A 20,811-nucleotide genomic window follows, 5' to 3' on the forward strand; every position below is an offset into this window, starting at 1 on the left:
GATAACCACGGCTGGAAGCTGACGCTGTCGCAGAACATCGCCATCGGAATGGGGCCGGAGTTCCGCCCGATGCTGCGCTTCTACGTAACCGGCGGCCAGGTGGATAACAAGCGCACCGCGAAGGTCAACGGCACCAAAGATGAACAGCTGGATTCGCTGAACGTCGGCGGCATGTTTGAAGCGTGGTTCTAAAAGCTGACGGATTCACCAGGGGAAACAGGCTGGCGCGCGCCAGCCTGTCCGCTCGCTCAGCCCTCTCAATGCACCGTCAGGCGCAGGGCCAGGTCCTGCGGGTAGGGGTCAAAGTAGTTCTGCGCCTGTAGGTAACGATCCGGATATTCGGCCAGATAGTGCTTAAGCAGCGTTATCGGCGCAAGGATGGGCAGCAGCCCGGAGCGATAGTTAAGGATCACCTCCCGCAGCTCGCCGCGCTGGCGGCTGTTTAGCTGGTTACGAAAGTAGCCCTGAATATGCATCAGCACGTTGGTGTGGTTTTTACGCGAGGCGGGCTGCTTGAGGATCGCCATCAGTTTTTCGCGGTACACCGCAAAGAAAGCCTCCAGATCCTGCCACTCGTGGAGCGACGCAACGAACGGACCAATCTCGCGATACCCCGGCTGATGATGGGCCAGCAGCTGAAGTTTATAGCGACTATGAAAATCCAGCAGCGCACGACGCGTGAGGCCATTTTTGCGCAGGCTATTCAGCTCGTGCAGGGCGAAGACCCGCTCGACGAAGTTTTCACGCAGCGCAGGATCGTGCAGGCGACCATCCTCCTCAACCGGTAGCCAGGGGTATTTCTCCATCAGCGCGGCGGTAAACAATCCTGTGCCTTCTTTACGCCCGCGGTTGCCCTTTTCATCGTACAGCCGAACGCGCTCCATGCCGCAGCTGGGCGATTTGGCGCAGACGATAAATCCCGACAGTTCGCCCAGCGTGGAGAGATGGGCGTTGGCGAAATCGGCCATCTTCTCCGTCACGTCGTCGTGCGGGGCATGGCTAAAGCGCATGCGAAGCTCCCCCTCGGTCGTCTGCACCAGCCGCAGCGCCGGGCGCGGAACGGGCAGGCCGATAGCCATCTCCGGGCAGATGGGTTTAAACGCCACCCACTGCGCGAGCTCATCCATTACAAAGCCCATTCGCTTGTGCCCGCCGTCGAATCGCACGGCTGAACCGGTTAAACATCCGCTGATCCCAATGACAGGTTGCGTGTTCATGGCGTTGTCCTCTTTTAATGTACCGCTCGGGTGAAGAAAAGGGTCACCGTGGCGACGGTAATGCCGAATTTCTTCATCTCGGTTTTGTTGAACAGATGCGCATCGTCCTGCAGGAACATCCAGTCGTCGAAGTGCAGCAGCCAGGTGCTTCCGCTGGCCGTCACGTTCATGCTGTAGCGCCAGTGAAAAGCGTTGCCCGCCGCCTTGCCGGTCGCCACCCCGGCGATGTCGCCCGCGGTGCCTTCATAACGGTCGGCGCCGATACGGCGAATGCGCCATACCCGCTGCTGCTTTTCGCCGTCGTCATAGACAAAGCGCTCGTGAAGCGTCAACGTGTCGCCAACCACGTCGCCGTCAATCGCCACGTGGAAGCGGCGCAGCTGCTTGCCGTTGCGATCCTGAATCATCCCCCAGGCTTCCGTTTTGCCCTGAAAGTAGCGGAAAATGTCCAGTGCCGGCTGCTGCTGCCGATAGTCGGCGACTTCAGCGCTGCAGCCCGCCAGCGCCAGCATCAGCAGCGCGAGGCCAAAGGTCAGAATGCGTTTCATGGTGTACCTCCGATCAACTGCTGACGCAGTTCGGGATAGGTGGTGCCGGGATCGAGCCAGATAGCGAGAAAGCGCGTACTGAACGCTGCCGACTGGCGCGGCCCCAGCGCAGTAAACGTGGGCTGCGCGGCGCTGGCGCGATACCAGAACTGGCCCTCGCCGCCGCTCACCACGAACGCCAGCTGCGTGCCCGATGCGACGTCCGGCCAGAGTCCTCGCAGCATGCGCAGCCAGGCCTCGCTTTGCGGCTCCTGTTGCAGAATGCCCTGCGCCCGCCACTGGTCGCGGGTAGCCTCGACCAGCTCGTCGCGATCGATGCTGCGCTGATAGGTGATAATCAGCGCCCGATCCTGATGCGGGCCGTCATACCGGCCGTCCGGCGTGCGTAGCTGCGAGGTATAGACGGTGAAGGGCCCCCAACTGAGGGTCGCTTCGCCAACGCGGGGCCACTCCAGCCAGTCGGCTGCGTGAGCAACTGGAGAGAATGCCGCCAGCCACAGCAGTAATAAAGCCGTTCTCATTGCCGCCTCCCCATCACCATATGGAACACGAGCATCATTGCCAGCCAGCCGCAGGCCATCGCGCCGAAGACAGCCGCCGTCGGCGCCAGCAAAGTCATCGCTCCCAGATAGGCGCCGAGCAGGTATGCCGTCGGGCCGCCAAAGGCCGCCGCCAGGGCCAGCAGCCATCCTGGCAACGTCGCGGCACAGATCAGGCGGATCCAGACGACGGCGAACATCAGCCACAGCGCGGCCATCCACAGGGGCAGCAGGGTATCGCCGTTAAAATCGACCAGCCCCGATAGCGCCCAGATCGTATCCAGCCCGCAGCCCGCGGCAGCCAGCAGCAGCGCAGACGCACGGTATTCTGGCGGTAGCCGTAGCCAGCAGAGGATTGCCAGCGCCAGCCAGATGAACAGACCGCGCTCGCGAAACAGCACCACCAGCGTCCAGTAGAGGTCGAACGCGATGGCCGTCAGCAGGAGCGACGCCGGGCGATTCATACCCGCTCCGCGGTGAGCTGTACAACGCTGATGGTGCGGGCGTTAAACCCGGCTTCGCAGTAGCCGAAGTAGTAGAGCCACATGCGGCGGAAGCGGTCATCAAAGCCGAGCTTCTCAATGTCCTGCCAGGCGTGGGTAAAACGCTGGCGCCAGTGGGCCAGGGTGCGGGCGTAGTCCGGTCCCATATCAAACAGATCGCGCACCACAAAATCGGTATGCCGCGTCATCAGTTCGTTCATTACGGTGATGCTGGGCAGAAAGCCGCCGGGGAAGATGTAGCGCTGAATAAAATCGACGCTTTTGCTGTAATCGCGATAGCGCTGATCCTGGATGGTGATGGCCTGGATCGCCATTCTTCCCCCCGGACGCAGGCGCGCCTGGCAGGTGCGAAAGAAAGCCGGCAGATAGCGCTGTCCCACGGCTTCAATCATCTCCACCGACAGCAGCTTGTCATACTGGCCGGTGAGATCGCGGTAATCGCAGAGCAGCACCTCGACGCGATCCTCCAGCCCGGCGCGGGCAATTCGCGCTTTGGCCCACTGGAACTGTTCCTGTGACAGGGTGGTGGTGGTGACCCGGCAGCCGTAGTGGCGGGCGGCGTATTCGGCCATCGCTCCCCAGCCGGTGCCAATCTCCAGCAGACGATCGCCGGGCGTAAGCGCCAGGCGATCGCACAGGCGCGCCATTTTGGCCCGCTGAGCCTGGGTCAGATCCTGGCCGTCGTCGGTAAACAGCGCGCTGGAGTAGAGCAGTTCGTCGTCAAGAAAGTGGGCGTAAAAGTCGTTACCCAAATCGTAATGGGCGGCAATGTTCTCCCGTGCCTGCGCGCGCGCGTTGCGGCGCGTCCAGTGGCGTAGCCGCGCCACGGGTTTGCCGAGCAGGCGGAAGCCGCGCTCCAGTCGTCCCAGCACCTGGCCATTACGCGCCAGGATCTGCAGCAGCTGCGTCAACTGCTGGCTCTCCCAGTCGCCGTCCATCCACGCCTCCGCGGCAGCGAGGCTGCCGCCGGTCAATAAGCGCCAGTAGACGTCCGCGGAAAGCACCCGCGCCTCGGCGCGCAGCGCGGCGGCGGGGTCGCCAAAATGAAAGGTCTGCGCCCCTTCGCGCACGGTGAGCGAACCTTCGCGAATGCCGCTCAACAGACGAAAGAGCAACCAGCGCGCGATACGCACATTGCGCGGAATATCGGGTTCAAGCGCAAAGACGGGATCGGTCATGAGCGTTCACTCCTGCTGACAGGATGGTTATACAGCGGCACGCGCTTGAGCCACAGCCGCAGCGCCTGCCAGTAGATCGCGAGGACGGTTTTCAGCGTCATCAACGGAATGCGCAGCAGCAGCCCGCGCAGGCTGGCGCGCGTCAAAGGCACGCGGCTCAGGGCCAGCGTGGCGTCGAAGATTTTGGCGGTCTGATGGTTCTCAATATGCATGTGCAGCGTTTTACCCGGGCTGTTAAAGCGCCAGCAGTAGACCATGTCCATCGGGTTAAACGGGGAGACGTGAAACGCTTTCGCCAGCGGGCGCGCCCGTTGACCGTCTACCGCGTAGTAATGACGCTCATTCCACGGCGTGTTGCGTACTTCGGCCAGCACCCAGCGCAGGGCGCCGGCGCCGTCATAGCAGTAGTAAAAGTTGACCGGATTAAAATGAAAGCCCAGGTAGCGCAGCTGGGTCAGCAGCATGACGCGGCCCTCCGGGCGGCAGCCGGTCAGGCTTTCCAGGCGGTTCAGAACCTGCTGTTTTAACGGCGTGCCCAGCGGATAATCCGCATCGTAAAAGGCGGCGGCGGCAAACCGATTGCGGCGGATGCCGACGGCCGCGAGCGCATCCAGTTCGTCCAGGTCGAGCCAGGCCATAAAGATGCGATAGCGAAAGTGGTGCGCCTTCGGCTGGAGACGGCGGTGGCGTAATACGCCCTCATAGAGGCAGCTGTTCATTTCAGAAGTTCTCCGCCGCCGCGATGCCGTTGACCACATCGAGGGCGCTGCGCACGCCATCTTCATGAAAACCGTTATACCAGTACGCGCCGCAGAACCAGCTCCGCTGGCGGCCGTTAATCTCCTCGCGGCGCATCTGGGCGGACCAGCTTTGCGGATTAAACAGCGGATGTTCATAGACCATGCGCTTCCAGACGAAGCGCGGGTCCACCGGCGTTGGCGGATTGAGGGTGACGCAGAACAGTGGGGCGTCGGCGGGCAGGCCCTGAAGAATATTCATGTTATAGGTGACGCAGGCGCTGGCCTGATCCTGCTCGCTCAGGCGATAGTTCCAGCTGGCCCAGGCGCGCTTGCGCGTCGGCAGCCAGCGGGGATCGCTATGCAGGACCACTTCATTTTGCTGCCAGCCGATATCTCCCAGAATCTCGCGTTCGGCGGAGGTCGGGTCCGCCAGCATGGCCAGCGCCTGGGCCGAGTGGCAGGCGAAGATCGCCTGATCGAAATGCTGCTCCCCCGATGCCAGCTGGAGCGTGACGCCCTCCTGGCGACGGATAACGTTTTGCACCGGCGCATTGAGGCGAAGGCGCAGGCGATCGCCACGCTGAGCCAGCAGGGCGCGCACGTATTCGCGCGAGCCGCCGGGCACCACGTACCATTGCGGACGCTGGCGGATATCGAGCAGGCCGTGGTTTTCAAAAAAGCGCAGAAACAGCGCCAGCGGGAAGCGGCGCATCTCCTGCAGCGATGAAGACCAGATCGCGGCGCCCATCGGCAGAATGTAATGGCGAGCGAAAAAGGGGCTAAAGCGGTGCCGCTCAAGGAAGGTCTGTAGCGTGGCGCCCGGGTCGAACGCCCCCGCCAGAGCCTGTTTCGCCTGACGATTAAAGCGGACGATCTCCGTCAGCAATCCCCAGAAGGCCGGCTTTACCAGGTTGCGCCGCTGGGCGAAAAGCGAGCTCAGGCTGTGGCCGTTATACTCCAGCCCGCTCTGCGGGTTGTGTACCGAGAAGCTCATTTGCGTTTTTTGACCGCTGAGTCCCAGCTCGCTGAGCAGCCCCATAAAGCGCGGATAGGTGCGATCGTTGTAAACGATGAACCCGGTATCGATGGCCCATGTGCCCTGCGGCGTGGCGATATCCACCGTGGCGGTGTGTCCCCCCGGCGTGGATGCCGCTTCGAACAGGGTGACCTGGTGTTGTCCGGCAAGGCGCCAGGCGCAGGTCAGACCGGCAATGCCGCTGCCAATAATCGCGATATTCATGAGCGTACCATCCTGCGCAACAGTAGGCGTTGCAGACCTTCGGGAAGCCCTGCCAGCAGGCGCAGGAGCATGCCAAAGCCTGTCGGGAAGACGATATGATTTTTACCTTTCGCCAGACCGCGGCGAATCGCCTTTACCGCGTGCTCCACGCTCACCTGGCCGGGCATGGAAAAATCGTTTTTGCGCGTCAGCGGGGTATCGACGAATCCCGGCGAGACCACCGTGATGGCAATGCCTTTCGGCTCCCAGTCCAGGCGCAGGCTGTTGGCAAACCAGGTTAACGCCGCTTTGGAGGCGCCATACGCCTCGGCGCGAGGAAAGGGCAGCCAGTGCGCCATTGAACTTACCAGCACCACGCGATTGCCGACAGACAGCTGCGGCTGAAGCGCCTCCAGGCAGTTCACCGGCCCGAGAAAGTTGGTGGCGATCGTCCGTTCCACCAGCGCGGCATCTACCGTTCCGTGGTCGAGGTATTCGCAGGTCCCGGCGCAGAGAATGATCAGATCGGCCCGGCACTCCGCGAGCGCCTGGCGACAGGCCTCCCTGTCCGTCATATCAAATGAGCGGAGGCTGATGTTGGGGCTGTGCCGCTGTAGCGCTGCCAGACGCGACGGATCGCGACCGCAGGCGATGACGGGGTGGCCGTCCGCGGCGAAGGATTTGGCGAGTCCGGCGCCAATCCCGGAGCTGGCGCCAGTGATAAGCACCGTCATCATGTCCGCACCCTCCGCTTGACGCCGCGTACCGCCCAGCCCAGCAGGGGAAGATGTTCGTACAGCATCTCCCCGGCGTCGTAGTAGTCGCGCTGGTGAATAATCCGCTCCTCTTCAACCGTAACCATCGAGCAGCCCGCAAGTTCTAACGCCTTCCCGCCGTCCAGGCGCGGATGCGACCAGTGCATGGTCCAGGCGACGGCAAACCGCTGAGCGTTGCAGACCGGCGTATCGATGTCGAAACGGCACCGCGCCACGTTGGCTAACAGATGGGAAAAATACCCCTGGATCGCGGACAGCCCCCGATGCTGGCCAAACGGATCGATCAGTACGGCATTCGCATGATAGAGCGCGGCCAGCGCCGAGGGCGGCTGGGTATCCAGCATGGCGTAGTACTCAGTAAAACGACTGAGAACGGAGGGCGAAGGACTCATGGCTCACATCCCGAGTGAATCAATATAGCGTATTTAAAACTTACACAATTAATAATATTTGTCCAAGTTTTGGTTGGAGTATTTTTTATTTTTATTAAAAATCAGATGGTTATTTTTATCTTTGCAGCGCAGGTTTTGAGGCTTTAACGAGAGGCGAAAGGGTATGTCCGCCGCGCCTTACGCGGACAGGGGGGCGCATTTTACGTACAGAGGATCGGTTTACGGGGGATATGACGAAGGACGTGTTAGCCGCGGCGCACTAAATTACAGCGCGACAATCTCCAGAGAGACCACCTGCTGCTGCCAGCGTTCGACCTGCTTCTGGCGAGCAGGAGAGAGTTTACCGGTCGTCACCAGCAGCCATTTGCGCTCCGGCAGGATCTCCGGCGCCAGGGTTGCGGGGGGCGCCGGAAGGACGTCGATGCGGTGGCCCTGTCCGGTGCGTTTGAGCGCTTCAAGCCAGATTTCGCAGGCGTCTGTCAGGTGCCAGCCGGTGATCAAATAGTTATCGCCGGGCGCCTTTTTGTCCCCTTCGAGGCAGAAGGAGGTGTAGGCGATGATGATACCGTCGAGGATTTCGCGCAGCGTCATAATTGCCGGTACGTTGGCGGAGACCTGGCTGCGCAGCGGGCGCAGCACCTCGGTGACCAGCTCGGGGCGAGGGGATTCGCGCCCGGCGTCGTAAATCAGCTGGCGCAGGGATTCGATTTTCCCCTCTTTCAGGCGCTGGAGCATGTTCTCCTGCAAGGTGAGCCAGTTATTCGTCCGCCGCGCGCCGGGACGCGCCAGCAGGGGTTTCACCTGGCTGACGGGAACCCCTTTTTTGACCCAGTCGAGAATTTTAAGCGCCTGCTGGATATCGTCATCGTTGTACAGGCGATGGCCGCCGTCGGTGCGCTGTGGCTTAAGGAGGCCGTAGCGACGCTGCCAGGCGCGGAGCGTCGTCGCGTTAATGCCGCAAAGCTGCGCAAATTCACCGATGGAGTAGGTCATAAGGGACACCTGATAATCAACAATACTCTCAATATACTACGAATAGCGGCGGGTTGAGTGCATTCCCGCGCTTTTGCAAGCCGTTAGCCTCGCCAAAACTTAGTGAAAAGAAAAAGGAGAGAACACATAAATCGCTGCCATCCCTACGAGACTGGCGATCGCGCTGATGATGAACCAGGTCCTGAACGGCTGCTTTTGCGTTTTGTGGCGGAACAGCTGCTGACCCGCTATCGCGCCAGCCCAGCCGCCCACGAACCCAAACACCAGCAACGTGGACTCCGGTACCCTGCGCGCCGCCATTTTATCCACGCCGTAAATCGCCAGCGTCAGGACGTTGACCAGCAGGAGCCAAATAGCAAAGGGCCAGGACGTAAAAATGCTGCCGAGCGCCGCAGCGATCAGGAGCAAATAACAACACCGATTGAGATTCATATTTTTAGCCGCAGTTTTTCAGCGCGTATTGAAACCGCATTATACGCACGACCCGCGGCGAGAAAAACCCGCGGCCTTAGCCTACTTCCTCGCCTGGCGGCCGGTGAGCGCCGTTATTCCGACCGCGGCAAGCAGCAATATTCCACTTAATCCAAAAGCACTTTGCCACCCCATGCGGTCAAATACCACGCCTCCTGCCGTCGAACCCAGCGCAATCGACAGCTGAATCACGGCGACCATCAATCCGCCACCCGCTTCCGCGTCGTCGGGCAGCGTCCGCGCTATCCACGTCCACCAGCCGGTTGGCGCCGCCGTCGCCAGCATTCCCCACAGGCTTAACAGAATGGCTACGGCCCAGGCGTGGTGTCCTGCCAGCAGCAACGTTCCGGCAATCGCGGCCATCAGTAAGGGGAGGGTGATTAAGGTCTGATAAAATCGGGCGGTGAGGAGTGGTGAAACGCCCAGGGTGCCGATAAAACCCGCGATGCCTATCGCGAGCAAAATCAGGGACAGGCCAGAGGCGCTGACGCCGGTTACCGTTTCCAGAAACGGCCGCACGTAGGTAAAGAGGGTAAACTGCCCCATAAAGAAGAGTCCGCAGGCCAGCAGGCCGATAGTGATGATGGGCGTTCTGAACAGGCGAAGCGCGGAGCCGCGCGGCCGGCTCGCGTTATCGCTTGCCATCGCGGGCAGGCTGACGCACTGCCAGATGAAGGCGGCTATCGCCAGCGGCGCCAGGCATAAAAAGGCACCGCGCCAGCCGACGGTTGACCCCAGGTAGCTGCCCAGCGGCGCCGCCACGACGGTCGCCAGCGCGTTACCGCCGTTGAAAATCGCCAGCGCGCGGGGAACCTGGCGCTGCGGCACCAGCCTGATGGCGGTGGCCGCCGACATGGACCAGAATCCACCGATGACGATACCAATCAGGGCCCTTCCCGCCATATAAACCGCATAGCTGGACGCCAGCGCGACAATCAAACCCGACGCCGCCATCAGAACCGTCAGCCCCAGCAGGAGATATTTACGATTCAGGCTCCCGGCAAGGTTGGCGATAGTCAGGCTGGTCAGGACCGCCAGGGCGCCGGAAATCGCAATGCCCTGGCCTGCCAGCCCCTCGGTGACGTTTAAATCTCTGGCAATCGGCGTCAGCAGGCTGACCGGCATAAATTCGGAAGCGATGAGGACAAAAACGCACAGCGTCATGGCAAATACGCCGCCCCAGTGGGCGTGCGCTGGCGTGGGGGGGGTAGTACGGCTCAGTGTGGACATGATCTGCATCCCGGAATATTTTCCCGGCCCGCTTCAGGCGCGGCCGGATCAGACGCTATTGATGAAAACGTGGATAAAGGTAAAGCGCGGGCGATGGAACGCCGCCCGCGAATACCGGACGGCTTTCGGTCGTTATCTCAGGCTGGTTTTGAAAAACTGTTCAAATTTGGCAAACGGAATTTTACCGGCCGCATTGTCATAGAGATCGACATGGTTCGCGCCGGGGACGATTATCAGCTCTTTCTCTTTGCTGCCGATGGCCTTAAAGGCGTCTTCGGCAAAATAGCGGGAATGCGCTTTTTCGCCGGTCACGATCAGCGTCGGGATGGTGACTTCATTGGCATAGCTCAGCAGCGGCATATTCATAAACGACAGCGGCATGGTCGCATTCCACGCGCCGGTTGAGTTGACGGAGCGGGCGTGGAAACCGCGCGGCATCCGGTAATAGTCAAAAAACTCTTTCAAAACCGGGTTCGGGTTGGCGGGTAAGGTTTCTGGCAAGATACGATCGCCCGCGCTGGCGTTGCCTTTCTCATCGACGTAAATATCATGTCCGCCCGGCGCGTAGGCGCCGTTTTCCGCATCCTTCCAGCGCTGTTCGTTGAGGTAGCGCAATACGGCGCGGCGATCGGCGGTGGTATAGCGATCTTTACCGTCGCCAACGCCATGGCCCATCGCGCGGCTCATGTCGTACATGACGCTGGTGGCCACCGCTTTCACGCGGGTATCCATCGCGGCGTCGTTTAGCGCCATGCCGCCCCAGCCGCAAATGCCGAGCAGCCCGATACGGTTGCGGTCCACCTCGCTTTGCAGACCTAAGAAATCGACCGCCGCGCTGAAATCCTCGGTGTTGATATCCGGAGAGGCAACGTTACGCGGATAGCCGCCGCTTTCGCCCGTATAAGAAGGATCGAAGGCAAGAGTGACGAAACCCTGTTCTGCCAGGGTCTGCGCATAGAGACCGCTGGACTGCTCTTTCGCCGCGCCGAAGGGGCCGCTGACGGCGATCGCCGCCAGCTTGCGCTCGCCGCGATCTTTTGGAATGTAGAGATCGCCGACCAGGGTGATCCCGTAGCGGTTCGGGAAGCTCACCTTACGGTGATCGACTTTCGCGCTTTCCGCGAAGGTTTTGTCCCATTTTTCGACCATCGAAACGGGCGCGTTTGGATTGGTTGTCTCGGCATAGCTCATGGTGGTGACTCCACTAAGTGACGCGCATAGCAGCATGGCAGGCATGGCGGCCGTCAGTTTTCTGGTAAACGCTTTCATTAATCATTCCCCTAAAACAGGTTCCAGGTACAGGTTGCATAAGGGCAACGCTGCGGTGTTTTGTTGCCATGCGCCGATTATAGTTAGCAGTAATAGTGCTGATTAGAGGGTGAAAAGTGCTAAGATTGATATCATATTGTTATGAATGGCGAGAAGGAAACGATGGCGAAACGGGAAAACTATAACGATCTGTACCTGTTTATGCTGGTGGTGCGGGAGGGCAGTTTTACCGCCGCGGCGCAGCGGCTTGGGCTGGCGCAATCCGGCGTTAGCCGTTCCGTTCGTGAACTGGAAGAGCGGCTGGGCGTGCAGCTTCTGGTGCGTACCACCCGCAAACTTTCGCTCACCCAGGCGGGCGAGCAGCTCTATCGAACCGTCGAATCCGGCTTTGATGCGTTAGACTCGGGGCTATCCACGCTGGCGTATTATCGCCATACCCCGTCCGGTACCGTCCGCATCAATGCCAGCCAGCACGCCATTGATAAAGTGCTGCTGCCGAAGCTGGCGGTCTTTAAACAACGCTATCCTGATATCCGCCTGGAACTGATCAGCGAAAGCCGGTTTGTCGATATTATCGCGGAGCGGTTTGATGCCGGGGTGCGTCTGGGGCCGGAAGTCGGCGGCGGCATGGTGGCGGTGCGCATTTCGCCCGATATGGAGATGGTTGTTGTCGGCACGCCCGAGCATTTTCGCCGCTACGGCTTTCCGCAAACGCCCGCAGATTTAGTGATTCATCCCTGCATCGCCTATCAGTTTGGCGACGGCAGCCTGTACGCCTGGGAGCTCGATCAGGACGGTAAAAAAATCACCCACCGTCCGCAGGGGCAGTGGGCCTTTGCGGACAGCTATATGGAGGCAAAAGCCGCCAGGTTGGGTCTGGGTCTGGCTTATGTCCCGCAGGAGCTGGTCGCCGACGACTTAGAGCGAGGCGCGCTTATCAGAGTTTTGCAACGCTACAGCCAGCGGCTGGAAGGCTCTTTTCTCTATTATCCCCATCGCAACGTGTCGCCCGCGCTGCGGGCGGTGATTGATACCCTGAGAATTTAAGCCGTCAATCCTGAGGGGTGTAACCTTCTCCGGGGTACTTTCTGGTTGATGACAGGCGCTACCGTTATTGTTTAACGTCGCATCGCACCTTTTGTAATAAGCTCTCTAGCCACTCGGTAAACGCCCGCACTTTGCGTGAGAGATGGCGGTGCGGGTACAAGAGTGACAGTTTGCGATCGGGGGAGGGATTGTCGGGTAAGACTTCCACCAAAAGGCCGCGGTCGAGATAAGGCTGTAAAAAAAGGTTCATCCCCTGGACTAATCCCAGCCCCGCCAGGCCTGCCGATAAATAGGTTTCAGAGTTATCGATGACCAGCTTACCGGGAAGCGTCATTTCGGCGATACCTTCTGGCGTCGCAAAGGTCCACGGCATAATTTGCCGGCTGCTGCTGTTAACCCAGTTGATAGCCTGATGATCCTGCAAATCCTCCAGCGTTTGCGGCGCGCCGTGGCTCGCAATATAGGCCGGGCTGGCGCAGGTCGTCATTTTGATGCTGCCCAACTTGCGGGCGATATAGTCCCCGTCGTCCAGTTCTCCCACCCGCAGCAGGCAGTCAAGCCCATCGCGCAGCATATCCTGACGACGGTCTGAGCTACTGAGGATGATTTCGACGCCAGGATGCTGACGATAAAAATCAGGCAGATGGGGAACGACCAATAACGTCGCAAAAGCGACAGGCATGTCGACTCGCAGCTGGCCGTGCAATACCCGGTCTGTACTAAACGATTCCAGCAACGCATCCGCCTGGGAGAGCAAAGGTTTGCTCTGACGGTAAAACGCTTCCCCGTCAGGCGTCAGGTTAATACGACGCGTTGTCCGCTGCAGCAAACGCGTGCCGCAGTGCTGCTCAAGTAGCTGCAAGGCTTTCGTAACGGCGGGACGATGAATCTGCAGGTTCTCCGCCGCCTGAGTAAAACTGCCCGCCTCGACAATTTCAATAAAAATGCGAATCGATTCAAAGAGATTTATTTGCATAGCTGGCTTCTTTTGCCCACATCGGGAGATTTTATTGTTACTTATTTTATAATAGTGATGAACTTTTTTGGCTATTTTTCTAAACAATGTAACGGCCTACACTCCTTCCACAAAGAAAATGAACCGCGCCATAGCGCTATTGTGAAGGATATTGCACCATGAAAAATAACCGTATCTGTCAGATCCTGAATATAGAAAAACCGGTGATTCAGGGGCCGCTATCGTGGCTGACCGATGCCCGTTTAGTCGCCGCCGTCAGCAATGCCGGCGGGCTTGGCGTGCTGGGGCCCAATGCCGGTTTATCCGCTGAGACCGCGGTTTCCACGCCGGAAGAAACCGCTGAAAAAATGCGCGAAGAGATCCGCAAAACCAAACGGCTGACCGAAAAGCCTTTCGGCGTGAACCTGATCCCAACGCCTGAAAATGATATCTGGACCCCGCCTATTCTGCAGGTGATAAAAGAAGAGGGCGTCAGGGCCGTGGTGTATACCGGTTACGGCGAAGGGGCGCTCATACCGGCGCTGTTCAACGAATTAAAAGAGGCGGGTATTGCTGTTATTTACCGTGATATCAATCCGACGCCTGAAAATACCCGCCTTGCTGAAGCCGCTGGCGCCGATATCATCGTCGCGACCGGCTTTGATGAAGGAGGGACATTGCCGGGCACCGCGCTGGGAACCTTTTCAATTGTGCCGCTGATCGCCGATGCGGTGAAGCGCATTCCGGTGATGGCCGCGGGCGGTATTACCGACCATCGTACCGCCAGAGCAGCGCACGCGCTCGGCGCGGAAGGGATATTTGCCGGTTCGGTTTTTATCGCGACGGAAGAAAGCAGAGTGCCAGCCTCGGTCAAAAATAGAATTATTGCCGCCAATGGCCTTGATTTGCGGCTTTTCCGCACGCTGCCGCATTACTATCGCTCGCTGCCGGGCAGGCTGGCCGAAAAACTGGTGTCGATGGATAAAGCCGGCGCCAGCCGCGAGGCGCTCGGCGAAGCCATGGGGGGATTACGCGGTTTGCGTATCGGCATGCTGGAAGGCAACGCTGATGAAGGCTATATCTCGCTCGGCACGGGGATCGGCAACATCCGCAGCGTCAAAAGCGTAGCAGAAGTGGTCGATGCCTTAACCGTGGACTGAGAGCGGGGCAAAAGAGCCTCGCTCGCACTTAATACTATGAGGATGGCTTATGTGCTGATGATAGCCATTCTCATCGCAATGATGTCCTGTGAAAGAAAATGGGTTAAATAACGCTTCTAAGCCAGGATTCAATATCCTGGGTTGGAATATTATTTTGTACATTCCAGGTTTCACTCATCGGCCACCACATCCCATCTCCGCGTGCGAAGGCGACGCGATAGCGAAGCATCCGATCGTCCGGCTTCATACGCAGCTGTTCCAGTAGCGTGGGCAGGGTAAATACCTGCCGGGTAAAGGTTCGCTTTGTTACGCGCTCAACGGTGTCCGCCAGTTTTCCATAAGAGGTCGTTTCTCCGGCGACAAAGACCACTTCATTGATTAATCGGGGTTCAAACAAATAAATGGCGGTGGTCAGGCGGCCAATATCCGCAGGTGACGTCACGGTGATTTGCGTATCCCATCCCCCGAGCGCGTTGAGGGTATTTTGGGATAAATTGACCACATCGAACGCCGGCTCGAAAAGAAAACTGGTAAACATGCCGGTTGAAATAATCACCCATTCCGTGGCGGTCTGAGCGCGTAATAACGTTCTGACGTCATACTGCTCGTCCCACACGGGTTGGCCGCTACCTTTTCCGACCGCATCGTAATTCACCCCAAACTGCCAGGGAAAATAACGTTTCACCCTGGCCTCCAGCGCCGCCCGGGTAATTTTTATCTGCGTACCCGCCCCAGCGACAAATCCCATACAGTTGATGATGGTAGCAAAATTCGCAAAGAGGTCTTTTAGCGAGGCTGGCGTACTGGATGCAACGTCGACGGCGATAAATTCCGCCCCCCTGTCGGCCAGTTTTTGATGAGCCGTGGAGCGCAGTTTTCCCCGCGCATCCCACGAGTCGGGCGACACGATAACGCTGACAGCGCCATTCCGTTGAATGACCGCCGGCACCAGCGAGTCGAGCACGGCGGTCCCGAGTTGTCCCGCTCCCAGCACCAATATTTTTTCATCTGTAGCGACATTATGCTCTTCCATTTTGACTCCTTATTCATTTAATCACGGTATTACGAGCTTTGGATGAAGCTTAGGCCGACGAGCCTGATTCGATAAGTACGCGGGGATAAGTTAGACTGTTCGTAGAAATGGAATAATCACGAGATGCCTTACGGGGAAAGATGGATAAGCTGGAATCAATGCAGGTCTATATGTGTGTGGTGGATACGCATAGTTTCGCCAGAGCGGCGGAGGCGCTTGGGCTGCCGCGCTCTACGGTGTCGCGGGTGATTAAGACGCTTGAAGCATACCTGGGGATTCAGCTTTTACAGCGTACGACCCGCAAGCTTAGCGTTACGCCTGACGGCCGCCACTATTATGCCGAGTGCAAAAGGCTTCTGGCTGAGATCGCCACGCTGGAGTCCTCTTTCCCCGGGCGGTCCGCGCGGCCCAGAGGCCGTTTCAAAGTCGGCATGCCGCAGTCCCTTGCGCGGCAGAGTATTATCCCCAGGCTCCCGGCCTTTCTGCAGCAGCATCCTGGTCTGGAGCTGATACTTTGCTCAAGCGATAGCGTGGAGGACATCATTCAGGAAGGGTATGACTGCGCGATCCGCGCGGGCAGGATCGACGATTCAACGACCCTGGTTGCCCGGCCGCTCGCCAACTTTTCATGGCGGGTTCTGGCCTCTCCGGCCTATATTGCCGCTTATGGTCAGCCGGAAACGCTCGGTGATCTGGAAAGGCATCGCGCTGTTGGCTATCTGGATCACCGCACCGGCAGAACCATCGAGTGGTTTTTCACGCTTGCTGAGGAGGATTACGCGATCCGCATGAAAGAGACCCTGGTCGTCGATGATACGGACGCCTACATACAGGCCGCAATACAAGGACTTGGGTTAATCCGCGTCGCCAGCTATCTGGCCAGGCCGTACCTGCGCAGCGGCGAGCTGGTTGCCTGTCTGGATAACGTCTCTTGTGCTTTACCGCTTTCGCTGGTTTATCCGCAAAATAGGTACCTTCCTCCTGCGGTTCGCGCGTTTTATGCCTGGAGCAAAGTGGTTTTGCAGCAGGCGGCCGAGGAGGCCTAATTTCGCGGCATGGCTTTTTTATCTGCGCCCAGCCGGCGAGGGCCGCGGAAACGTCTTTATGCTATGACCATCCGTTCGCGGTAGCGCTGAAAATAAAGCTTGCTATCGATCGTCATCTATGTGATTAATAGCAGGTCGATTTACTACACAGATCCAGTAATAAACGGTTTAGTGAAGCAGTTCTCATCTCAAGCGTTATCCATAGATAATCCTTCTTTAGACTCTCCCTATCGTGATTAATTAAGCTCTGTGAAGCGAATAATTTTAAAGTTTTTTGAACCTGCGACAACGATGACGGTCTAAACCCGAGTAGACAGGTTCACAAACCGGCAAACGGCGATAGAGAAGGGGTAGGCCCGGAATCTTCCGTTTAGCGTGCAAAAGTGCATAAGAGATAGCGTTATCCCAATAGCACAAGATTATTTTATTGAAATCTACCGAACATTACGTGCCCTAGGGCAAACTAAGAAACGAACAACATTAAAAAATCGCTGGTGCAGTAATAGAATTCAGTCTGAAGTGCGCTTCAGAGGTATCTATAAGCAGTAATGACAATGATGTCATTGTTATTCTCAACCATTCAGAGCAGCGTTTTTACGCTGTTACAGAAAAGCCGGGAAGGCGTTTTCTGTGAAATATGGCTAAATGTCCCTGCGGTAGAGAATGTTGTAGCAAAAAGAGGCTAACATCATGATTGACCACATTCATTTCAGATGCCCATGCTGTCATGGGTCGCAGTACAGAACATCCACCTACGATGTTTCTGAAAAAAATCCGTTTGGCGCGAAATGCATTTTTTGTAAATCCGCGATGATTACATTCGATAATATCGCAGCGCATATTTCCAGAAACTCAGCATCGCTTGAGTTACGGAAGTAAGATCGGGCCCTCGAAAAGGGCCTTTGATATCTGAATCGTAAGCGTTATTACCATTTCGATCGGGCTGCCTGCGGGCAGCTTTTTAGTTTGTTTAAATTTAAATCAGGCCGGACTTTTCTTGTCTTTGCAGATGTGAGTAAATGCGTAGTCACGCAATTCTTACGGAAATCTTGTTGCGTTCTATAATTTTTAAACCAGAACTAATCAGGTATTTCTATGCATATCCTACCGCCCGTCCGCCCGGAAGAGAGTATCCAGCGTTTAACGGCGCTCCTGACGCCAATAGCCGAAAAAATGATCGTCGTGCCGCGAAAACGTATGACCTGGACGCATAAAAATCAACCGCAGCTGTACCTTTTCCTCAACGGAGAGCTTTCTATCCTCAGAGCCTCGGACGGTCTGCTGATTGTCACGGTTTACCACCCGCATCTGTTTGGTATTGCCGAGATGATCCAGCCGGTACGCGGCCATCAGCTGCGGGCGGAAACCGAGTCGACAATACTGCGCGTTGATGCGCAAAAGGCGATGGAAACCTTTCGCCAGCATGGCGTCTGGGAAGATGTCGCCTCATTGTTGTCGTACCACACGGCTTATCTTTTCTATCGTGATGCATTAGTCGTCCAGCAGCGGACCTACGCCGTTATTCGCAACCATTTGCAGGAGATGGGGCAGCTTCCCGAAGAGACGCGGATGCGCATATCTATTCTGGATTATATTCAGGAGCGTACACACTTATCACGTAGCAGTGTATTAAACGTATTATCGGCGTTAAAAAGTGGTAACTATATTACGTTTAAACGCGGGGGGTATTTGATTGGCGTGAATAAATTACCCGAGCGGTTTTAAGTCTGGCGGGTTGTCCAAAATTAAATAAGAAAACGATTATCAGCGCGGCGTTAATATTTTATTGTAGGCCCACTTAATTTTTGACGATGACATTTATTCGACAACGGGTCGACAACGAGATGATTATGAAAAAGACGCTTATTACGTTAATTATTGCTCATGCTTTTACGGCGACGGCCGCTTTTGCTGCTGCGGAGACAGGAACCTGGTACGCGGGATCTAAATTTGGCTGGTCGCACTACGGCGATTCCAGCACCGATCGGCAAGTCGATGTCGACCGCGATAACGTCGGCGGCGGTGTGTTTACCGGCTATCAGATTAACCCCTGGCTGGCGGTTGAAGGTGGCTATGACTATTTAGGCAATATGGGCATTAATGGTCGCCATGGCGCATCCGGTTCGCAAATGAAAAGTCAGGGGCTACAGCTTTCGTTGAAGGCCAGCTATAGCCTGACCAGCGACTGGGATCTTTACGGCCGGGCAGGGCTGATGGGCTATCGCGCGGAATCCGATGTGAATGGAAAAAATCGATTTGATACCGGCGTGCGCCCGGTACTGGCTTTCGGTACCGAATATGCCTTTAATGACAGATGGTCGGGACGTCTGGAGTACCAGTGGGTCAACAATGTGGGTAACGAAAATCAAATTGGCGTGAGCAGCGACGTTAGCTCCATGATGGCGGGCATCAGTTACCGTTTTGGGCAATAAAAGCATCGTCCCGGAAGGAGCCTCCTTTGAATAAAAGGGGCTCTTTATCTGCTGGTAGTAGACCTATGGTCATAATGACAGTATATAATGGGTCGTCATGGCACCTGAGAAAAGTGTGATCGCGATCAATGTTGATAATCGCCAATGCCCTTAAATATGACACAGGGAAAATAAATGTAATAAATTAATGGTGATTTTTATGGCGATTAAGGATTTCTTTATACAAACAACACCCGCCCGACGTCGTTATGGCGTAGCGCTATTTGTCGGGGTGATTGCCGGAATTATGTCGGCGTTTGTTAAATGGGGGGCTGAAGTTCCATTACCGCCGCGTACTTTCTCCGGCGGCAGAGATGAGTTTAACCCGCCTTATCTTTTCTTACGCGACTATCTGGGAATTGACCCAACGCATACGGTATATACTTTCTCCGAACACATCATCAATCCGGTGATGGTCACACATATTATATTCTCGCTGGTGTTTGCCGTTGGTTATTGTGTCGTCGCGGAAGTCTTTCCGAAAGTGAAATTATGGCAGGGAGCATGGGCGGGGATTGTCGCCACCATCGCCGTTCACTGGATCTCATTTCCGCTACTGGGGCTGACGCCTTCTTTATTGAATATTCCTGCCGATGAGTATATTTCGGAATTGCTGGGGCATATTTTTTGGTTCTGGGCCATTGAGATGATTCGTCGCGATCTTCGTAACCGCATTACCCATGAACCTGACGCCGAAGTACCTCTTGACGCGCCGTTCAGATAATTCATCTCCAAAGAACCCGTGCTGTCGCGGGTTCTTTTGGCCGGGCAGCAAAGAGATTACAGCAGCGTATTCAGGGCGAAGTTAAGGATCTTCTCACCATCAAATGAGGCATAGGGCAAGCTTTCAATAACGGCAATGTCTTGTGGTGCATGCGGTGCGCGAGTGAACTGCTCGACCTTATACTGGATATGCGGGGCAACCAGCACGGCATCATAAGCCGGAGCGACGCTAAAGAAGTTTTCAACCCCAACGGCGCTGATTAATAAATCCAGTTGCCGATCGTCAGCAATTTTTTGCATTCTACGAGCAATAATCCCTGCCGTTTCGCCAAACAAACAGCATATTAATAGTTTTTTCACGGTTTAACCCTCGGTAAGATACCGCAGCTACATTATTCCTCCCTCGGCAACGAAAATGCGCGATGTATCAATATTCCAGGTTAATTTATGCGGATATTTTTATTCTGCTGGCGAGCATCACAGGCGCTAAAAACGAATGCCCCTGTGATGCTGTGAATGGCGGGGATAACGCTCAGGCTACTTTTTTTTACGTGAAATCAGGAAGCGATCGCCGGCTCGCGTAAGCTTCGCTCCATTCGTACAGTACTCGATAGCAAAATTAAAAAATTCATCAGAGTCGAGCTCGAAATCCAGTTCGAGTTTAATGGCGTCGCCGGACTGCAGAAGCTGCTTTGCCTGTTCCAGATTGCTGGCTTTAACTGTTCCCATCTCTTCACCTCGTTTTAGCGCTGGTGGCGTCCGGGCTTATCCTACAGGCTTTGTTTTACGATCGCGTGACACGGCTTTTTTGCGCTTTCTGCCGATCGCCCATCGTTACCATCGCTATGCGAATAAGCTGATAGCGATGGTATGGCGTACAATATCAGTCGACGTTATTGAAGTAGTCCCGCGCCGCCGCCTCAACGTTCTTTGCCTCAATGCCGGTTTTCTCGGTGATTGAGGCAATAAACGGCTTGAACTTCTCCGTCATCACGTGCCCTCCGTCCCAATGAGCGACATAAAAGCGGCACTGATAGCGATAAAAGTGGAGAGTTTTGTCTCCTAACGTGTAATACATATGAATCTCCGGTTCAGTATGTCGGGTGGACCACAACAGGCTATGAGCAAAGTACGCATCAACGGATTCTATCCTCCTCCCAATTAGCGGAAATTTCCAGCATGCAGTACAAAACCATCTGTAATACGTACGGGGAAGGCGCCCTATGCAAACCCGGATGCAAAATTCAGCGCAACTTCAACGTCTTCGCATCAATCTCAGACGGGCGACTTGAAAAACTCGG

Annotated in this window: 26 protein-coding genes; 8 read left to right on the forward strand and 18 right to left on the reverse strand. The window is 56.5% G+C overall.

Annotated features, from left to right (window positions below; all coding sequences use genetic code 11):
- The coding region (locus CMQ96_RS18360; protein ID WP_141522395.1) for a carbohydrate porin at positions 1-192 on the forward strand (192 nt) is incomplete at its 5' end.
- A 65-nt stretch (positions 193-257) separates the two neighbouring features.
- Here CMQ96_RS18360 and CMQ96_RS18365 read toward each other — a convergent pair.
- The 13 genes from CMQ96_RS18365 to CMQ96_RS18425 form a co-directional block, all read right to left on the reverse strand.
- Complete coding sequence (locus CMQ96_RS18365) at positions 258-1,217, reverse strand: DUF523 and DUF1722 domain-containing protein (protein ID WP_049131434.1); 960 nt, start codon at positions 1,215-1,217, stop codon at positions 258-260.
- A gap of 14 nt (positions 1,218-1,231) precedes the next feature.
- Positions 1,232-1,765 carry a DUF3833 domain-containing protein gene (locus CMQ96_RS18370; protein WP_098067125.1) on the reverse strand — a complete coding sequence of 178 codons (534 nt, stop codon included), beginning with the start codon at positions 1,763-1,765 and terminating at the stop codon, positions 1,232-1,234.
- Positions 1,762-2,286, reverse strand: coding sequence for a hypothetical protein (locus tag CMQ96_RS18375; RefSeq protein WP_049131433.1), 525 nt, complete (start codon positions 2,284-2,286; stop codon positions 1,762-1,764). Before CMQ96_RS18375 ends, CMQ96_RS18370 begins: the two co-directional genes overlap by 4 nt.
- Entirely contained in the window at positions 2,283-2,768 is a 486-nt protein-coding gene (locus tag CMQ96_RS18380; RefSeq protein WP_024358384.1) for a DUF2878 domain-containing protein, read from the reverse strand. Before CMQ96_RS18380 ends, CMQ96_RS18375 begins: the two co-directional genes overlap by 4 nt.
- Positions 2,765-3,985 carry a cyclopropane-fatty-acyl-phospholipid synthase family protein gene (locus CMQ96_RS18385; protein ID WP_098067126.1) on the reverse strand — a complete coding sequence of 407 codons (1,221 nt, stop codon included), beginning with the start codon at positions 3,983-3,985 and terminating at the stop codon, positions 2,765-2,767. The genes CMQ96_RS18380 and CMQ96_RS18385 overlap by 4 nt, the downstream gene beginning before the upstream one ends.
- On the reverse strand, positions 3,982-4,704 hold the full coding sequence (locus tag CMQ96_RS18390) for a DUF1365 domain-containing protein (RefSeq protein ID WP_024358382.1): 723 nt from the start codon (positions 4,702-4,704) through the stop codon (positions 3,982-3,984). The genes CMQ96_RS18385 and CMQ96_RS18390 overlap by 4 nt, the downstream gene beginning before the upstream one ends.
- A 1-nt stretch (position 4,705) precedes the next feature.
- Positions 4,706-5,965: an NAD(P)/FAD-dependent oxidoreductase gene (locus tag CMQ96_RS18395; protein WP_049086786.1), complete on the reverse strand. Its 1,260-nt coding sequence runs from the start codon at positions 5,963-5,965 to the stop codon at positions 4,706-4,708.
- Positions 5,962-6,681 (reverse strand): SDR family NAD(P)-dependent oxidoreductase, encoded by a 720-nt coding sequence (locus tag CMQ96_RS18400; protein ID WP_064342559.1) that lies wholly within the window; start codon positions 6,679-6,681, stop codon positions 5,962-5,964. Before CMQ96_RS18400 ends, CMQ96_RS18395 begins: the two co-directional genes overlap by 4 nt.
- Entirely contained in the window at positions 6,678-7,112 is a 435-nt protein-coding gene (locus tag CMQ96_RS18405; RefSeq protein ID WP_024358379.1) for a nuclear transport factor 2 family protein, read from the reverse strand. Before CMQ96_RS18405 ends, CMQ96_RS18400 begins: the two co-directional genes overlap by 4 nt.
- A 264-nt stretch (positions 7,113-7,376) precedes the next feature.
- Positions 7,377-8,105, reverse strand: a complete 729-nt coding sequence (locus CMQ96_RS18410) for a MerR family transcriptional regulator (RefSeq protein WP_004139240.1) — start codon at positions 8,103-8,105, stop codon at positions 7,377-7,379.
- A 99-nt stretch (positions 8,106-8,204) separates the two neighbouring features.
- Positions 8,205-8,537, reverse strand: coding sequence for a DUF1294 domain-containing protein (locus tag CMQ96_RS18415; protein ID WP_098067127.1), 333 nt, complete (start codon positions 8,535-8,537; stop codon positions 8,205-8,207).
- A gap of 81 nt (positions 8,538-8,618) precedes the next feature.
- Positions 8,619-9,806 carry an MFS transporter gene (locus CMQ96_RS18420; RefSeq protein ID WP_176518992.1) on the reverse strand — a complete coding sequence of 396 codons (1,188 nt, stop codon included), beginning with the start codon at positions 9,804-9,806 and terminating at the stop codon, positions 8,619-8,621.
- A gap of 132 nt (positions 9,807-9,938) precedes the next feature.
- A complete protein-coding gene (locus tag CMQ96_RS18425; protein ID WP_098067129.1) occupies positions 9,939-11,075 on the reverse strand; it encodes an alpha/beta hydrolase in 1,137 nt (378 codons plus the stop codon).
- Positions 11,076-11,237: 162 nt separating this feature from the next.
- Here CMQ96_RS18425 and CMQ96_RS18430 point away from each other — a divergent pair, with 162 nt between their 5' ends.
- Complete coding sequence (locus CMQ96_RS18430; protein WP_004139230.1) at positions 11,238-12,122, forward strand: LysR family transcriptional regulator; 885 nt, start codon at positions 11,238-11,240, stop codon at positions 12,120-12,122.
- Positions 12,123-12,186: 64 nt separating this feature from the next.
- Here the strand turns inward: CMQ96_RS18430 and CMQ96_RS18435 are convergent, their stop codons facing one another.
- The gene (locus CMQ96_RS18435) at positions 12,187-13,098 is read right to left on the reverse strand and encodes a LysR family transcriptional regulator (protein ID WP_098067130.1); all 912 of its coding nucleotides are present in this window, start codon (positions 13,096-13,098) and stop codon (positions 12,187-12,189) included.
- A gap of 158 nt (positions 13,099-13,256) precedes the next feature.
- On the opposite strand from CMQ96_RS18435, the gene CMQ96_RS18440 reads away from it, so the two are divergent.
- Complete coding sequence (locus tag CMQ96_RS18440; protein ID WP_098067131.1) at positions 13,257-14,237, forward strand: nitronate monooxygenase family protein; 981 nt, start codon at positions 13,257-13,259, stop codon at positions 14,235-14,237.
- Between the two features lie 103 nt (positions 14,238-14,340).
- On the opposite strand, the gene CMQ96_RS18445 is transcribed toward CMQ96_RS18440, so the two are convergent.
- Positions 14,341-15,270 (reverse strand): aromatic alcohol reductase, encoded by a 930-nt coding sequence (locus CMQ96_RS18445; protein WP_098067132.1) that lies wholly within the window; start codon positions 15,268-15,270, stop codon positions 14,341-14,343.
- A 140-nt stretch (positions 15,271-15,410) separates the two neighbouring features.
- Here CMQ96_RS18445 and CMQ96_RS18450 point away from each other — a divergent pair, with 140 nt between their 5' ends.
- From CMQ96_RS18450 to CMQ96_RS18470, 5 genes are all read left to right on the forward strand, one after another.
- Entirely contained in the window at positions 15,411-16,316 is a 906-nt protein-coding gene (locus tag CMQ96_RS18450) for a LysR family transcriptional regulator (protein WP_004139221.1), read from the forward strand.
- A 690-nt stretch (positions 16,317-17,006) separates the two neighbouring features.
- Positions 17,007-17,195 carry a cold-shock protein gene (locus CMQ96_RS18455; RefSeq protein WP_071830654.1) on the forward strand — a complete coding sequence of 63 codons (189 nt, stop codon included), beginning with the start codon at positions 17,007-17,009 and terminating at the stop codon, positions 17,193-17,195.
- A 216-nt stretch (positions 17,196-17,411) separates the two neighbouring features.
- Positions 17,412-18,041, forward strand: coding sequence for a winged helix-turn-helix transcriptional regulator (locus tag CMQ96_RS18460; protein ID WP_004139219.1), 630 nt, complete (start codon positions 17,412-17,414; stop codon positions 18,039-18,041).
- Between the two features lie 125 nt (positions 18,042-18,166).
- Complete coding sequence (locus CMQ96_RS18465) at positions 18,167-18,748, forward strand: outer membrane beta-barrel protein (RefSeq protein ID WP_024358371.1); 582 nt, start codon at positions 18,167-18,169, stop codon at positions 18,746-18,748.
- A gap of 199 nt (positions 18,749-18,947) precedes the next feature.
- Complete coding sequence (locus tag CMQ96_RS18470; RefSeq protein WP_024358370.1) at positions 18,948-19,511, forward strand: DUF1440 domain-containing protein; 564 nt, start codon at positions 18,948-18,950, stop codon at positions 19,509-19,511.
- Between the two features lie 56 nt (positions 19,512-19,567).
- On the opposite strand, the gene CMQ96_RS18475 is transcribed toward CMQ96_RS18470, so the two are convergent.
- The 3 genes from CMQ96_RS18475 to CMQ96_RS18485 form a co-directional block, all read right to left on the reverse strand.
- On the reverse strand, positions 19,568-19,870 hold the full coding sequence (locus CMQ96_RS18475; protein ID WP_024358369.1) for a PTS sugar transporter subunit IIB: 303 nt from the start codon (positions 19,868-19,870) through the stop codon (positions 19,568-19,570).
- A gap of 177 nt (positions 19,871-20,047) precedes the next feature.
- A complete protein-coding gene (locus CMQ96_RS18480) occupies positions 20,048-20,239 on the reverse strand; it encodes a hypothetical protein (RefSeq protein ID WP_004139207.1) in 192 nt (63 codons plus the stop codon).
- 154 nt (positions 20,240-20,393) lie between these two features.
- Positions 20,394-20,588: a hypothetical protein gene (locus tag CMQ96_RS18485; RefSeq protein ID WP_014229113.1), complete on the reverse strand. Its 195-nt coding sequence runs from the start codon at positions 20,586-20,588 to the stop codon at positions 20,394-20,396.
- Positions 20,589-20,811 lie beyond the last annotated feature (223 nt).

This window comes from Klebsiella sp. MBT K-1, assembly GCF_002556465.1.
GTDB lineage: Bacteria > Pseudomonadota > Gammaproteobacteria > Enterobacterales > Enterobacteriaceae > Klebsiella > Klebsiella grimontii.